This is a genomic window from Gordonia sp. (in: high G+C Gram-positive bacteria) (assembly GCF_052106715.1).
In the GTDB taxonomy this organism is placed as follows: domain Bacteria; phylum Actinomycetota; class Actinomycetes; order Mycobacteriales; family Mycobacteriaceae; genus Gordonia.
Genome location: NZ_JBQEDL010000015.1, coordinates 48,856 through 63,610 on the forward strand (window position 1 = coordinate 48,856; position 14,755 = coordinate 63,610).

15 protein-coding genes are annotated in these 14,755 nt (G+C 66.9%); 10 read left to right on the top strand and 5 right to left on the bottom strand.

Annotated features, from left to right (window positions below; translation table 11 throughout):
- The first annotated feature begins 10 nt into the window (after window positions 1-10).
- Together ACTIMF_RS09660 and ACTIMF_RS09665 are read left to right on the top strand one after the other, a co-directional pair.
- Window positions 11-1,288: a glycosyltransferase 87 family protein gene (locus ACTIMF_RS09660; protein WP_442350072.1), complete on the top strand. Its 1,278-nt coding sequence runs from the start codon at window positions 11-13 to the stop codon at window positions 1,286-1,288.
- A 9-nt stretch (window positions 1,289-1,297) separates the two neighbouring features.
- Window positions 1,298-3,472, top strand: coding sequence for a DNA polymerase III subunit gamma and tau (locus ACTIMF_RS09665; protein ID WP_442350073.1), 2,175 nt, complete (start codon window positions 1,298-1,300; stop codon window positions 3,470-3,472).
- 35 nt (window positions 3,473-3,507) lie between these two features.
- Here ACTIMF_RS09665 and ACTIMF_RS09670 read toward each other — a convergent pair whose 3' ends face one another.
- Entirely contained in the window at window positions 3,508-4,776 is a 1,269-nt protein-coding gene (locus tag ACTIMF_RS09670) for a class I SAM-dependent methyltransferase (RefSeq protein ID WP_442350074.1), read from the bottom strand.
- Window positions 4,773-6,188, bottom strand: coding sequence for an FAD-binding protein (locus tag ACTIMF_RS09675; protein ID WP_442350075.1), 1,416 nt, complete (start codon window positions 6,186-6,188; stop codon window positions 4,773-4,775). The genes ACTIMF_RS09670 and ACTIMF_RS09675 overlap by 4 nt, the downstream gene beginning before the upstream one ends.
- 107 nt (window positions 6,189-6,295) lie before the next feature.
- On the opposite strand from ACTIMF_RS09675, the gene ACTIMF_RS09680 reads away from it, so the two are divergent.
- The 6 genes from ACTIMF_RS09680 (at window position 6,296) to ACTIMF_RS09705 (ending at window position 9,627) form a co-directional block, all read left to right on the top strand.
- On the top strand, window positions 6,296-6,733 hold the full coding sequence (locus tag ACTIMF_RS09680; RefSeq protein ID WP_442350076.1) for an SRPBCC family protein: 438 nt from the start codon (window positions 6,296-6,298) through the stop codon (window positions 6,731-6,733).
- Between the two features lie 67 nt (window positions 6,734-6,800).
- Entirely contained in the window at window positions 6,801-7,661 is an 861-nt protein-coding gene (locus ACTIMF_RS09685; protein WP_442350077.1) for a pseudouridine synthase, read from the top strand.
- 57 nt (window positions 7,662-7,718) lie between these two features.
- Entirely contained in the window at window positions 7,719-8,048 is a 330-nt protein-coding gene (locus tag ACTIMF_RS09690; protein ID WP_442350078.1) for a hypothetical protein, read from the top strand.
- A 23-nt stretch (window positions 8,049-8,071) separates the two neighbouring features.
- Window positions 8,072-8,425, top strand: a complete 354-nt coding sequence (locus tag ACTIMF_RS09695) for a YbaB/EbfC family nucleoid-associated protein (protein WP_442350079.1) — start codon at window positions 8,072-8,074, stop codon at window positions 8,423-8,425.
- 6 nt (window positions 8,426-8,431) lie between these two features.
- Window positions 8,432-9,043, top strand: coding sequence for a recombination mediator RecR (gene recR, locus ACTIMF_RS09700; RefSeq protein WP_442350080.1), 612 nt, complete (start codon window positions 8,432-8,434; stop codon window positions 9,041-9,043).
- A 2-nt stretch (window positions 9,044-9,045) separates the two neighbouring features.
- On the top strand, window positions 9,046-9,627 hold the full coding sequence (locus tag ACTIMF_RS09705; protein WP_442350081.1) for a uridine kinase family protein: 582 nt from the start codon (window positions 9,046-9,048) through the stop codon (window positions 9,625-9,627).
- Window positions 9,628-9,629: 2 nt separating this feature from the next.
- Here the strand turns inward: ACTIMF_RS09705 and ACTIMF_RS09710 are convergent, their stop codons facing one another.
- Window positions 9,630-10,100 carry a hypothetical protein gene (locus ACTIMF_RS09710; protein WP_442350082.1) on the bottom strand — a complete coding sequence of 157 codons (471 nt, stop codon included), beginning with the start codon at window positions 10,098-10,100 and terminating at the stop codon, window positions 9,630-9,632.
- Window positions 10,101-10,264: 164 nt separating this feature from the next.
- Between ACTIMF_RS09710 and ACTIMF_RS09715 the strand changes: the two genes are divergently transcribed.
- On the top strand, window positions 10,265-10,993 hold the full coding sequence (locus ACTIMF_RS09715; protein WP_442350083.1) for a hypothetical protein: 729 nt from the start codon (window positions 10,265-10,267) through the stop codon (window positions 10,991-10,993).
- A gap of 65 nt (window positions 10,994-11,058) precedes the next feature.
- A complete protein-coding gene (locus ACTIMF_RS09720; RefSeq protein WP_442350084.1) occupies window positions 11,059-12,660 on the top strand; it encodes an alpha/beta fold hydrolase in 1,602 nt (533 codons plus the stop codon).
- Between the two features lie 10 nt (window positions 12,661-12,670).
- Here the strand turns inward: ACTIMF_RS09720 and ACTIMF_RS09725 are convergent, their stop codons facing one another.
- Together ACTIMF_RS09725 and ACTIMF_RS09730 are read right to left on the bottom strand one after the other, a co-directional pair.
- Window positions 12,671-13,384, bottom strand: coding sequence for a type 1 glutamine amidotransferase (locus ACTIMF_RS09725; protein ID WP_442350085.1), 714 nt, complete (start codon window positions 13,382-13,384; stop codon window positions 12,671-12,673).
- Complete coding sequence (locus ACTIMF_RS09730; RefSeq protein ID WP_442350086.1) at window positions 13,381-14,733, bottom strand: MurT ligase domain-containing protein; 1,353 nt, start codon at window positions 14,731-14,733, stop codon at window positions 13,381-13,383. Before ACTIMF_RS09730 ends, ACTIMF_RS09725 begins: the two co-directional genes overlap by 4 nt.
- Window positions 14,734-14,755: the final 22 nt, after the last annotated feature.

Consider the following 14,755-nt stretch of genomic DNA (forward strand, 5'->3'; position numbering starts at 1 on the left):
GCAGGACCATGTGAAGCTCGAACGCTCGACGCCCGCGCTGATCGGGTTCGTGATCGCGGGTGCCCTGTCGCTGTGGCTGCAGTACGTCATCGTCCCCTACAGCACGCCCTACTGGGGTCTCTTCGACAACTTCCTCGACCTCGACGTCTACCGCGCAGGCGCACAAGTCGTCCTCGACCGCGGCGACCTGTACGACACCAAGCTCCTCGGTCAGATGGACTTCACGTACGCGCCGTTCTCGATGGCGCTGTTCGTTCCGTTCGCGTTGATGTCGGCGGCGACCGCACACGCAGTGTGGACGACCGGGATCTTCGTCGCCCTCTACCTGGTGATCGTCCTCGGGTTCCGCAGCCTCGGCCACGACCTCACGTGGCGACTCCGTGTGGTGGCCGCGTCGCTCGTCGCGGCGTCCGCCCTCCTGGAACCCGTGCGGTCAACGATTTGGTTCGGGCAGATCAACGTGTTCCTGATGCTGCTCATCGTCGCCGACCTCGTCCGCCCCGAGGGTAGCCGCCTTCGCGGTGTTGGCGCCGGGCTGGCGGCGGGCATCAAACTCACGCCGATGTTGTTCGTCGTCTACTACGCGGCGATCCGGCAATGGAAGACCGTCGTCGGCGTCATCGGCGGATTCGTCAGCTCAGTGGCTCTCGGATTCATCGTGATGCCGAGTGCCTCGTGGAGGTTCTGGACTGACACCGTCTTCGACTCCGACCGGGTGTCGTCGCCGCAGACCGTCGGCAACCAGTCGATCCGCGGCGGCATAGCCAACGTCTACAGCACCGATCATCCGAGCACCGTCATCTGGATCGCATCGGCGATCGTGGTCCTCGCCCTCGTCATGACCGCAGCCGTCCTCGCGCACCGCCGAGGACAGGAATTGCTCGCCCTCTCGCTGGTCGGGATGGCGTCCTGCACCGTGTCCCCGGTCTCGTGGGGGCACCACTGGGTGTGGGCCGTCCCGCTGCTCGTCGTAGCCGTCCACCACCTGATCGACGGCGCCGGCCGGTGGCGAAGAGGACTCATCGGAGTCCTGACCGTTCTCGGGATCCTGGCGACCGCAGCGTGGAGGACGCATCTGGCCTACCCGATCTGGTACGCCAACCGAAGCGTCGAAGAGGCATACCTGACAGGGCTGTTCTTCAAGCACGATTGGGACGTCATCGGCTGGTTCGCGGTACAGCCGTACAACGTGCTCCTCGTCGTGGTCGCGACGGCCACGATCGGGCTCTGCCTGTGCCCGCCTGCGAGCACCGATCCGCCTGTCACCGCTATCGGTGACCGCCGGTAGTGTGCACATGTGGCCCTCTATCGCACGTACCGCCCGGCGACGTTCGCCGAAGTCGTCGGCCAGGAGCATGTCACCGAGCCGTTGAGCCGAGCCCTCGACACCGGGCGCATCAACCACGCATACCTGTTCTCAGGTCCGCGAGGCTGCGGTAAGACGTCGTCGGCACGCATCCTCGCGCGGTCTCTCAACTGCGTTGAAGGGCCGACGTCGACACCGTGCGGGACCTGCTCGTCGTGCGTGTCCCTCGGTCCGGGCGGCCCAGGGAACCTCGACGTAGTCGAGCTTGACGCGGCCAGTCACGGCGGCGTCGACGACACCCGAGACCTCCGCGATCGCGCCTTTTACGCGCCGGCCGAATCGCGCTACCGGGTGTTCATCATCGATGAGGCGCACATGGTCAGCTCGGCCGGCTTCAATGCGCTCCTCAAGATCGTCGAGGAACCGCCGGAACACCTGATCTTCATCTTCGCGACCACCGAGCCCGAGAAGGTGCTCACCACGATCAAGTCGCGGACCCACCACTACCCGTTCCGACTCCTGGCTCCGCCGGTGATGCGCGGGCTGCTCGAGAGCATCTGCTCGCAAGAAGGCGTCCTCGTCGCGCCTGAGGTGTACCCGCTGGTGATCCGTGCAGGCGGCGGATCTCCACGTGACTCGCTGAGTATCCTCGACCAACTGCTCGCGGGTGCGGGCGACGATGGCGTCACCTACGACCGAGCCCTGAGCCTTCTCGGCGTCACCGACTCGGCACTCATCGATGCTGCTGTCGACGCGCTCGCCGCGAACGACGGCGCCGCTCTGTTCGAGGTCGTGGAGCGGGTCGTCGATGCCGGGCACGACCCGCGGCGCTTCGCCATCGATCTGCTCGACCGCTTCCGTGACCTCATCCTGCTGCAGGCCGTGCCCGACGCCGCCGAACGCGGACTCGTCGAAGCGCCAGACGATCAACTGGTCCGAATGAAAGCCGTCGTCGACCATCTCGGGGCAGGCACCCTGACGCGCTATGCCGAGGTAGCCCACGCATCACTCGGTGACATGCGGGGTACGACGTCACCCCGCCTGCTCCTTGAGGTGATGTGCTCGCGGATGCTGCTGCCCGCAGCGTCCGCCGACGACGCAGCCCTGCTCCAACGCATCGAGATGCTGGAGCGACGTCCCGCCGGTTCTGGCCCCGCGGCGAGCGCATCGCCGCAGGCCGCGCCGGGTGCTCTGGCTGCAGACGGGCAGGAGTCGCGCTTTGTTCGGCCGTCGCAACGTAAGGCTGCCGACCAAGCCAAGGAGACGGTGGCTCAAGCCCAGGCCAAGCCCGAGCCCGAGCCAACCCAGCCTGAGCAGTCTGAGCCGACCCGGCCCGAGCCCGCGGCGCCAGTGGTCCGTGCGCCCGAGCCGACAGCTCCGGAGCCCCCGCAGGCAGACCCCCAGCAGGCAGAGCGCCACCAGCCCGCCGCGCCCGAGCCTCGCCGCGAACCGTCGCTGCCGGGACCGTCTCGCGAGGCCGCTGCGGCGTCCGAGCCGGACGACGGCATCCCGCTGCCGCCGGAGCCGCCGACCGACATCCCGCCCGAGCCGTACGAGGCGCCGCGCCGCGCAGCCGAACCGGCAGTCGAACCCGAATCCGCGCCGGAGCCGGTTGCCGACGGTCTCACCGTGCAGTCGGTGTCGGCGCGGTGGCCCGATATCCGCGCCGCGGTGCGCCTGCAGAGCACGGTGCTCGAGGCGATGCTGTCGTCTGCGGCGGTCCACGACGTCGTGGGAACCGAGATCGTGCTCGGTCACCCGCACACGGCGCTGGTCGGCCGACTGTCCGACGAGCGTGGACTGCGCGCGTTGACGAACGCGGTCGTTGAGGTGTTCGGTCCGGGGCACAGCGTTAGCGTGGTGCAAGCGTCACCGGATACCCCGCGTCCGTCGTCCTCGCGGGCGGCGGCCACTCCGCGCGAACAGGGCAAACCGCGTCAGACGTTCACCAGGCCGAGTCGTCCGCGAGAGGAGCAGGCTCCCGAACCGGAGCCTGAGCCGGAACCCGAACCCGAGCCGCTCACCGCAGACGAGGACCTGACCGATTCCGAACGTGACGAGATGGTCGCGCAGGCCCAGAGCACGGCCGCGGACCCTCGGCTCGATCCACACCAGGTGGCCGTCGACTTGATGACGTCCGAGCTGGGAGCCCGCCCGCTGGAATAGCCGGGGTCCGAGTTCGCCGCTTCAGCGGCGGACTGCTACGGCTGCCACCAGGGGCGGAGCGGCAGTAGGTCGGTCTTGTCGGCCGGCAGCTTCGTCGCCAGCACGTGGTGGAGCTGGACGATGTTGCGCTCGAAGCCGATTCGGCAACCGGCCATGTAGAGGCCCCACAGGCGTGCGGTGCCCTCACCGACCTCGGCGACGGCCTCGTCCCAGTTGTTGACGAGATTGTTGTTCCAGTCGCGCAACGTCATCGCGTAGTGGCTGCGGAAGTTCTCTTCGTGCAGCACCTCGAGGCCTGGCACGTTCTGCATCTTGGAGATGATCGTGCCGCTGCCCGTCAGCTCGCCATCAGGGAACACGTAACGGTCGATGAACGGGCCTGCCTTGCTGCGGGCACTGTTGTCCGGACGCGTGATCGAGTGATTGAGGACCATGCCGCCCTCGCGCACCTTGTCGTGCATGAACGTGAAGTACTTGGGGTAGTTGGCGACACCGATGTGCTCGGTGAGCCCGATCGACGAGATCGCGTCGAACCCGGTCTCGGTGACGTCGCGGTAGTCACTGTGGCGGACTTCACCGAACTCGGTGAGCCCCTGATCGATGATCGCCTGCTGCGCCCACTCGGCCTGCTCCTTCGACAGGGTGACGCCGAGTGCGTGCACACCTTTCCTGGCCGCGTATCGGACCATGCCGCCCCAGCCGCATCCGATGTCGAGGAGACGGTCGCCCGGCTTCAACCGCAGCTTGTCGAAGATCAGCCGGTACTTGTTCTCCTGAGCCTCGTCGAGGCCGGCGTCCGCGTTCGGGTAGACGGCGCACGTGTATGTCATCGAGTCGCCGAGGACCAGTTCGTAGAACCGGTTCGAGACGTCGTAGTGGTAGCTGATGACCTCGGCGTCGCGGTCCTTGCTGTGCCGGAATCCTTCGGCATACCGTCGCCACTTCGGGAGTGACTCCTGTGGCGGCGGCGCGATCGGCTTGAAGTGCTCAACGCCGAGATCGCGGACGAGCTGCGCCATCTCCAGCGGGTTCGGTTTGGTGAACTTGAGGTCGCTCGCCAATGCCTGCAGCGTGTCGTACGGGTCGCCGGGATGATTGCCGGTCAACTCCAGGTCGCCGGCGACGTAGGCGCGGGCGAGGCCGAGGTCGCCGGGTGCGGTCACCAGGTAGGTGGTCCCGCGCGGCGTCTTCAGATCGAGTCCGTACTCGGCGTTCTCGGGTCCGGCGGAGCTGCCGTCGTACGCCGTGATCCGGATGTTGAGTTCCTGGCCGACCAGTTTCTCAAAGATGTTCGCTAGCTTCACTTCTGTTTCACCGTCTTCTCGTACAAGCCGAGGAGCCGTCCCTTCGGGTCGTACTGCGACTTCAATTCGCGGTACGCGGCCCCGCCATACATTTCATAGAATTCGTCTTCGGGATAGAACGACTCCGAGTACAGCGACTTGTGTCCGCCGAGCTCGTCGACCTTCTTCTCGATCCGCCGATTGGTGTGCCCCGGGCTGCCAGGGGTGACGGGCACGGCGGACCAGAACCCGAAATTGACGTATGTGCGGCCGCGCTCCAATGGGTACAGCGGCCAGGGCTGCGCACTGTCGGAGTCCGCGGACGGCTCGGCCAGACGCAGCGGGCAGAGCCAGATCGGTTCGATGGGTACTTCGGCGAGGAACCATTCGGCGAAGTCGGCTGCGGCGTCGATCGGGACTTCGATGTCCTGCACGACACGCTCGTTGGCCGGTAGGCCCTTCCGTGCGTTGAGTCGGTCACCGATGTTCCACCGGTGGTCGTAGCCGATGAGTTTCCAGTAGAAGCTGCTGCGCAGGTACTTCTTCGGCCAGAAACGGCGAACCTTCGGATTCTGTGCGCCGAATGCACGCGAACACCAGAACCAGTCGGTGTCCCATCGCCACAGATAGTCGCGGATCGTCAGACGGTCCCGCTTCGGATTCTCGGTGTCGTCGTGCTGGATCGACCGGTAGTAGATCTCACCGTGGGTGTAGTCGCTGACGGGACCTCGTTCGTCGGTCTGCCGGCCCAGGACGAGGTAGCTCTCGTCGCCGCTGAAGACGACGCCGTCCAGGTAGTCGACGGACTCGCCCTGATATTCGCCCTCGTCGGCGATCGCGGTCATCGTCTCCTGCAGGGTGCGCAGATCGGTGAACCGGACATGGCGCAGCTCGACGAACGGCTTGACTTCTTCGAGGGTGATGGCCAGACGCACCGAATAGCCGAGGGTGCCGTACGAGTTGGGGAAGCCGAAGTACAGGTCGCGGTACTCGTTGTCTGGTCGTGCGACGACGAGTTCTCCTGCGCCGGTGAGGATCTCAATCTCCTGGACGGCTTCGTGAGGGAGGCCGTTGCGGAATGACGTGCTCTCGATGCCCATTCCGGTGACGGCTCCGCCGAGCGTGATCGTCTTGAGTTGGGGAACGACCGTCGGGGCGAATCCGTACCGCAACGTCGCATCGACGAGATCCTCGTAGGTGCACATGCCTGCGACCTGCGCGGTCTCGGTGGCGGGGTCGACGGAAATCACTCGGCCCAGGCCAGACACGTCGAGGCCGGGTACGTCGATGTCGGCACGCTTGCGGAATAGGTTCGAGGTCTTCTTCGCGAGACGGACGGTCGATCCCTCCGGGATCGCGGCATAACTGGCGACGAGCCGCTGCACCGCATCGGTGAATTCCGAGCCTTGATACTCGAGACGATTGACAGCCACAGGACCAGGCTAGACCCAACCCCAGTACCGTGGTTCACGCACGGGTTCGGGCCGCGGACGGCCGGAGCCCACATCGGCAAGAAGTCCATGAAGAGGAGTCACCCACCGTGGGACAGGTCACCGCTACCACCACCGCTCAGATAGCTGCACCGGCACAGACGGTCTTCGCCGCACTCGCCGACTACGCGCAGGTTCGTCCGACGATCCTGCCGTCCAACTACCGTGACTACCGCGTCGACGAAGGCGGTCAGGGTGCAGGAACCGTCGTCCACTGGATCCTGCAGGCCACCGAGAAGCGTTCGCGCGATGTCCTCGCCGACATCACCGTCGCCGGTGACCGCATCACCGAGACCGACCGCAACTCGACGATGGTGACCACCTACACGGTCACGTCGGTCGGCGACGCCGCACAGGTGGAGACCACCACCAGTTGGCAGGGTGCGGGCGGCATCGGCGGCTTCTTCGAGAAGACGTTCGCCCCCAAGGGGCTCAACCGGATCCAGACCGAGCTGCTCGGCAACTTGAAATCTCGTCTCGAGAAGTGATCTGAGCAGGAGGGGGCGCAGACGCGTCAAACCTCTGGCCACCCGGGACGGCGTCGACGCCACCCGGGTGGTTCTTCGTGTCGGCGAGGAGAACCTGACCGTCGCGCACACTCTCCTACGAGCTCCCGTCCTGGCCGGTTGGTCCATCGACGACGTGCGGCGTCGCGTCGAGGCGGGCGAGATCGTCGACGCCGACGGCATCCCGATAGACCCGGACGCCCCGGTCGTGCGACCGATCCCGGTGTACCTCTACCGGGACCTGCCCTCAGAACCCGTGGTCCCGTTCGAGATGCCGGTGCTGCACGTCGACGAGCGGCTGATCGTCGTCGACAAGCCGCACTTCCTGGCGACGATGCCGCGCGGCGCGCACGTCACACAGACTGCTCTGGTGCGTCTGCGCAGGAAGTTCGGCGACGACGTCGCTCCCGTTCACAGATTGGACCGGCTGACCGCGGGCGTCCTGTTATTCACGCGTCGTCCGCACGTACGCGCGGCGTACCAGGATTTGTTCGCGCATCGTCGGGTCACCAAGGAGTACCGCGCGCTGGCGCCCGCCGATTCGTCGCTTGCAACCGTGACGCGTGTGGAGAACCGCATCGAGAAGGGCGCGGGCGATCTGCGTGCTCGGGTCGTCGACGGCGCGGTGAATGCGATCAGCGACATCGCGCTCGAGTCCGTCCGCGACGACGGACTCGGGATCTATCGTTTGGTGCCATCGACCGGCCGAACACATCAACTGCGCCTGCACATGGCGGGCCTCGGGGCCCCTATCGTCGATGATCCGCTGTACCCGGAGGTCGATCGCGAGCGCGTCGCCGCCTCGGTGGACGATTTCACTCGTCCGCTACGCCTCCTCGCGTACAGCGTGGCGTTCGACGACCCGCTCACCGGGGAACGGCGCTGCTTTACGAGCGGCCGAACGCTCTGACACCCGCGGCCTCGTGACGCCAGGCCCGGGCCGAGGCACGTCGGTAGGCTGGCCGATATGGCCATTCTCGGTTCGTACCAGCGACACGCGGATCTCGGATGCGAGGCCGTCGTCTTCTTGGACGAGGAGTCCGATGCCTGCGTGCAGTTGCAGCGGGACCTGCCGGGCGGGCCGCGTGCAGACGAGTACTGCCTGACGACGGGCGCGAGCGCACCGGTGTACGGAGCGGTGTCGCAATGGCGGCGCGTCGGGGACCGGTTCGAGTTCGCCCTGATCCCCAGGGCTGCACGACTGTTCGGCGACGAGGTGATCTCGTTCGCCGTCGTCACCGACGGTGACGCGACCGTCGACGAACTCGCCGAGCACGTCGAGCGACTGCTCCGATAGCGCGACCGACTACCCTGGACCATGTGACTGATGCATTCGATCCCAGTGCACTGCTCGGCGGTAGCGGCGGCGACAACCCCATGTCCGGACTCCTCGCGCAGGTGCAGGAGATGCAGGCCAAGGTAGTCGCGGCGCAAGACGAGATCGCGAACACCGAGGTGACCGGACAGGCAGGCAACGGCCTGGTGACGGTGACGGGCACCGGTGTCGGTGAGGTGACCGGCATCGAGATCGCACGCGATGTCGTCGACCCCGACGACATCGACACTCTGCAGGATCTCATTGTCGGTGCGCTCGCCGATCTCGCACGCAACCGCGACACCATCGCGCAGGACAAGATGGGTCCGCTCGCAGGCGGAATGCCCGGACTCGGCTGACTGCACATGTACGAAGGACCGATCCAGGACCTCATCGACCAGCTCGCGAAGCTCCCCGGGCTCGGGCCGAAGGGCGCTCAGCGGATCGCATTTCACCTGCTGGCAGGCGAGAAGACTGAGATCGATCGTCTGACTGCAGCCCTCGGCAAGGTCCGCGACGACGTCACCTTCTGCGATGAGTGCGGCAACATCGCCGCTGAGCGGCTGTGCCGCATCTGCAGCGACTCGCGTCGCGACGCGACCAAGATCTGCGTCGTCGAAGAGCCCAAGGACATCTACGCGATCGAACGGACCCGCGAGTTCGACGGTCGCTATCACGTCCTCGGCGGTGCCCTCGACCCGCTGTCGGGTGTGGGCCCCGACCAACTGCGGATCCGGGAGCTCCTCAAGCGGCTCGCCGAACAGTCCGACGGTTCGGTCGTCGGCGAGATCATCGTCGCCACCGACCCGAACACTGAAGGCGAAGCGACCGCCACCTATCTGTTGCGCATGCTCAGAGACTTCCCGGGCCTGTCGGTGACCCGTCTGGCCTCCGGCCTGCCGATGGGCGGTGACCTCGAGTTCGCCGATGAACTGACGCTCGGTCGGGCACTGTCCGGCCGCCGGATCCTGGCCTGACCTTGCCGCACGACTGGGCGGCGCGGTGGGCTCGGCTCGCCGACGAGATCGCGGTGCGCGACGGACTGACTGCGGGAGTCATCGCGATCGACGGTCGCTCCGGGTCGGGTAAGAGCACGTTCGCCGCGGAACTCGTCCGTGCGCTCGCCGACCGCGGACGCAGGTCCGTCCTCATCAGTACCGACGAGTTCGCGACCTGGGACGACCCGGCGTCGTGGTGGCCGGAGCTCGAACGCGACGTGATCGGTGCCTTCGAGAAGCGACACGACTACGTCTACCGGCCTCGGATATGGACTGACGGCGTGCCGTCCGTCGGTCCGTCGGTCTGGCTACGTTGGCGGCCGATCCTCATCATCGAGGGTGTGACCGCAGCGCGTCGCACCGTCGCGAACAGACTGACGGCCGCCTACTGGATCGACGGACCCGAGCCGCAGGAACGCTTGGAGCGCACCGTCTCCCGCGACGGCGAGGACTCTCGCGGCCACTTGGCTGCGTGGCAGCAGTTCGAGGACGGCTGGTACGCAGTCGACGGCGCCCGCGACCGCTGCCGGGTGATCGGGATCGATCAGCGGCCGCTCGGCTGACATCACCAGACGGCGCCTGTCCGTTCCTGCGTTCGCGTGCGCCAATGGGCGACCACGCCGATCACGCCGAGCAGCCAGGCGGCGACATATGCCGCCGACAGCCCGAGCGGGACGATCATCGTGCCGTACTCGGTGACGACCGCCGGCGCGAGAACGACGGGCGTCGAGACGGCGAGCAGTGTGAGACTCCACCTGAACGCGGACCGGCGGCCGTTACGCGTCAGGTTCAGGACCGCCGACCAGGCTGCGATACCGAATACGCCGATGCCGTACAGGGCGGCATATAGGGCGCCGGGGTCGCCGTACTTTCCGACCGGATCGTAGATCTCGTGCAGACGGGTGTCGAGTGAGCCGACGACGAACTGGTCGATCGCCACCAGGGCCAGTCCGACGGCGAGTGCGAGCAGGCCCGCGACGTACACGGGTGTCACACGGTCGGTGCGTTCCGACCTCGTCGTGAGTTGAGACATCATGACTCCTATATTGGTATGCGAAGTACCAAACTTGGTACATGAAGTACCGTAGGCATATGGCGAGGAGATTGGAACACGAAGTACCAAGATTGGGGGAGAAGTCAGGGGAATCCCCGACGCCGACTCGGCGGCCCCGGCTGAGCCTCGAACAGACCCGTGCCAGGGTGCTCGAGGCCGCGGTTGCGCGGGTCCTGCGCGATGGCCTGGGATCCGGCCTGGAGCACGTGCGCCTCGAGGACGCCGTCCGCGACGCCGACGTGTCGCGGACCGGCTCGTACCGATGCTGGCCACGGCGGGACGACTTCCTCCTCGACGTCCTCTGCGATCTCGCGATCCGAGCGGTTCCGATCGACGGGCGACGGGGCGGGGCCGCCACCGCATCGCTCCGATCGGTCATCACTGGCGCCGTCGCCGACGTCGCGACAGTCGACGGAAGGCGGACGGTGCTGCGCGACGCCGTGATCGCAGCAGCGTGTGACGAACTAGTCGCCGACGGCGAGGAGATCGAACGGTGGCGCCTGTACCTCGGGCTGGCGATGGCCGCCGAGACCCTGCCCGCAGGCGAGGGGCGTGATCGGGTTCGGGAAGCCGTCGCGTCCGCTGAGTCGAGAGTGCTCGACCGTCTGGTCTCGAACTATCGGACTCTGTTGGGGCTGTTCGCCTTCGAGCCCGTCGTCGGATACCGGGAGCTCGCAGAGGTCGTCGTCGCGATGATGCGCGGGCTCGCGATCGGTGACATGGCATCGGCGGGATCGTCCGCGGCGCTGGTGGCCCGATCGATCGGCATGCTCGTCGACGCAGGCGTCAGGCCGGCCGATGAGAGCGTGTGGGACGCCGATGCGATCGGTCGTCTCGTCGATTCGGTGGGTGTCCCCGATCTGTTCGTCGGCTGAGCGCCGCCGTGCGCGGAGCGATGAGCTCGAGCCCGCCCGAACGCTGTGCGGTATATGTAGTCCGAGTGAACTACCCCCCGCACCGAGGAGTGATCGTCGTCATCCGCTCAACCCGAAGCGCATCGGCTGTTGTCGGCGCCACCGCAGTCGCAGCAGGACTCCTCGTGGCGGCTCCGGCCGCGACACACGCCACGCCCCGAGCTCTGGCTGCACAGACCCTGAACTGGGGATCGTGCGACCCGATCCACGGCGCATCCCCCGACACCCAATGCGCGACGGTCCGTGTCCCGCGCGACTATGCGAAGCCGACCGGTCCGACGATCTCGATCACCGTCAGCAAGCTCCCCGCCACCGGCGCGAAGCGCGGTGTGCTCGTCGGCAACCCCGGTGGCCCGGGCGGCGACGGTATCAGCATGTTCACTGCGAGCGCGCCCTCGGAGGAGATTCGTCAGGAATGGGACCTCGTCGCCGTCCAACCACGCGGTCTGCTGGGGGCGACACCGGTCGAGTGCGACAAGCCCGATACATCGCAGGCGTCCAGCGGTGCGGGCTCGCTCAACCGTGAGCGTTGCGAGAAGAACACACCCGGATACACGAAGACGCTGACCACCGAGACCAACGCCCGCGACATCGAGCAAGTACGGCGGGCGCTCGGCGTCGAGAAGATCAGCCTCTACGGAATCTCATACGGGACCTGGTTGATGTCGACATACGCGACCCTGTTCCCGTCGCACACGGACCGACTCGTCCTCGACTCGGCGATGGATCCCAAACGCGCCTGGGGCGAACTGCTGGCCGATCAGACGGCGGGATACAAGGCACGTGCGCACGCCATGATGGCGTGGATAGCCGATAACGACGACGTGTACCACCTCGGTAAGACCCCGCTGGCCGTGTATCAGCGGTGGAGCGCCCAAGTGGAGCGCGAGGCGGGTGTCCCGCCGTCGTTCAGCGCTCCGCCTGCGCGTGTCGGTGACGTTCCCGAGGGTCTGAAAGTCGTTGCCCAGCAGTACATCGACGGCGTGAACCTGACGGCGGACGCGCGAGCGCGCATCGAGAACCTCGTCGCAACGCTCACCACCGGCAAGGTGCAGGCGACGTCACCGCTCCTCGGTATGACTCGGCAGGTGGCGCCGAGCCGCAACTACTGGCCGCTGGTCGCGTTGCGGATGACCGGCAAGACCAAACAGCAGAAGCCGTCCAAGGCGATGACGGACTTCATCACCAACTCACAGGACATGCAGTCGCTCATGCTGTGCAACGAGGACTGGTCGGCGAAGGATCCGTTCCTGACTCCGGCGGCCATGCTGACGGACCTCGTCACCGGCGACGTCTTCGAGACGGCGGGCCTGACCTACAAATCAGGCCTCGGCTGCGCGGGTACCACTCCCGTCACGAAGCTGATCCCGTTGCGCAACGAACTCGCGGTCCGACCGTTGCAGATCCAGAGCGTCGGCGACCCGCAGACCCCGTACGGTGCGTCGATGGCGACCAGGAAGGCGATGGGCGCGCACCTCATCACCGTCGGCGGCGGGGACCACGGCCAGCTCGGCCGATCGAACAAGCCTCTCGACGCCGCGATCGCGCAGTACTTGCGCACTGGACACACCGGTGTGCAGCGGGTTCCGCAGGCTCCGATCACCGCGCCGTTGACTCGGGCGCAGTAGGCGCCCTCGGCTACCGGCCGACGGCCAGTCGCTCGCGCCGCAGACGATCCACCTGGGGGAGGTCGAGCGGTGCGAGTTCTGAGCCGATCGCCTTCGACAACAGATAGTCGGCGAACTCCGGGTTCCGAGCCAGCAGAGGGCCGTGCATGTAGGTGCCGATCACACTGCCTTGTACGACACCCTCCACCGCCTCGCTCGCGCCGTTGCCGACACCGTGGCGCACCCGGCCGAGCGGCTTCGCCGCTGAGCCGAGAACAGTTGCACCGCGGTGGTTCTCGAAGCCAGACAACGGCTCCGTCAGGCCGTCCAACGTGGGATCGGTGATGAGCTCGCCGATCGCGCGGGTCTCCCGCGGCGTCGTCGTCACATCGAACATGCTGATACCCGAGACGCGCTCGCCCGCGGACGTCTCATACCAGTGCCCGAGTACTTGGATCGCCGCGCAGATCGCGAGGATCGGGGTACCCTTCTCCGCGGCGCGTTGCAGACCCGGGTGCTCAGACAGATGCCGGGTCGCCAGGCGTTGAGCTGCATCCTCCGCACCGCCGAGCGTGTACACGTCCAGTGAGTCGGGGACGTCACCCTCCAACGTCAACTCGACGATCTCGGCGTTCAGAGAGCGCATGCGCGCCCGCTGACGCAGAATCAACGCATTGCCGCCGTCGCCGTAGGTGCCCATCACGTCCGGCAGCACCAGACCGATCCGCAGTGTCGACTCGCTCATCGATCGCCTTTCCCGCTCGCTTCGCTCCCGGCGCCCGGCTCATCGGGCCCGCTCGCTTCGCTCCCGGCGCCCGGCTGATCGGGCCCGCTCGCTTCGCTCCCGGCGCCCGCACGATCCAACGCGATCGCCAGATCGCGGAACGCCGTGTAATTCGCAAGGACTTCCACCCGCCCCGGAGGACACGATCTGATCGCGGCAAGCGGGTCGTCGACCACCGTGTGCTCGGCGCCCGCGTACAGCAGACGCACCGACAGATCGGCCGAGCGCTCACCGGCCGCGATCACCGTCGTGTTCTCGAATGCTTCGAACCGCACATCCCACAGCCAGGACAGGTCCTCACCGTCGGGAACCTGCCCGTTGACCGCGATGATCAGACTGTCGGCGTCCTCGTCGATCATCGACAGCGCCTCCTGCCAGCCTGCCGGATTCTTCGCCAGAAGAGTACGGATGCGGTGGTCGCCGAGTCGTTGGACGCCGTACCGGCCGGCGATCTCGCCGACCGTGCCGACCGCCTGCGCCGCGACAGCGGGATCGACGCCCATCGCGACCGCCGTCGCGATTGCCTGCGTCGCATTGCCGCGGTTCGCCCGACCGGGGACCTTCAGCACCAGCGGTGTCTGGAAACCGTTGGGGCCGTATACGGTGTCGTCGTCGAATCGCCATTGCGGGGTCGGGCGACGGAAGGTCTGGTCTCCGCTGGAGAACCAGTCGTCGCCGCGACGGATGATCGGTTCGCCCGAACGTGGGCACCCGACCGAGTCGCCGACCCAGCCTGCCCCCGCCGCTACCCAGACGACGTTGCGGGAGTCGAACGCGGCCGACGTGACGAGCACGTCGTCGCAGTTGGCGACGATCACCGCATCCGGGTGGGCGACGACCGCGGCGCGGAGCCTGCGCTCGATCACATTGATCTCGCCGACACGGTCGAGCTGGTCGCGCGAGAGATTCAACAGGGTGATGACCTGGGGTGACGTGTTGTCCGCGACATGCGGCACATGCAACTCGTCCACTTCGAGAGCACACAACTGCGCGTCCGGGAGGAGGCTGAGCGTCGCGATGATCCCGGCGTCCATATTGGCGCCGTCGTCCTGGGTGGCGACCTCGCCGAGTGTCGCGAGTGCCGCAGCAGTCATCCGTGTCGTGGTCGACTTGCCGTTCGTGCCGGTCACCAGTGCGGTCTTCTTCCCTGCGGCCAGCCGCCGCATGATCTGCGGGTCGATCTTCTCGGCGACGAGCCCGCCGATCATCGATCCCTTCCCGCGACCGGCGGTGCGCGAGGCCCACCGTGCGGAGGCTGCGGCGGCGAGCGCGGCGCGAGTGCGAAGCGGTAGACGCGAGGCTGCTGGCATTCCACGAGTTTCCCACACACCG

Excerpts from the sequence above, each read along its gene's own strand:
- ACTIMF_RS09690 (WP_442350078.1), top strand. The coding sequence starts at position 7,719 with ATGGCCATTCTCGGTTCGTACCAGCGACACGCGGATCTCGGATGCGAG.
- recR (WP_442350080.1), top strand. The coding sequence starts at position 8,432 with ATGTACGAAGGACCGATCCAGGACCTCATCGACCAGCTCGCGAAGCTC.
- ACTIMF_RS09710 (WP_442350082.1), bottom strand. The coding sequence starts at position 10,100 with ATGATGTCTCAACTCACGACGAGGTCGGAACGCACCGACCGTGTGACA.
- ACTIMF_RS09725 (WP_442350085.1), bottom strand. The coding sequence starts at position 13,384 with ATGAGCGAGTCGACACTGCGGATCGGTCTGGTGCTGCCGGACGTGATG.
- ACTIMF_RS09730 (WP_442350086.1), bottom strand. The coding sequence starts at position 14,733 with ATGCCAGCAGCCTCGCGTCTACCGCTTCGCACTCGCGCCGCGCTCGCC.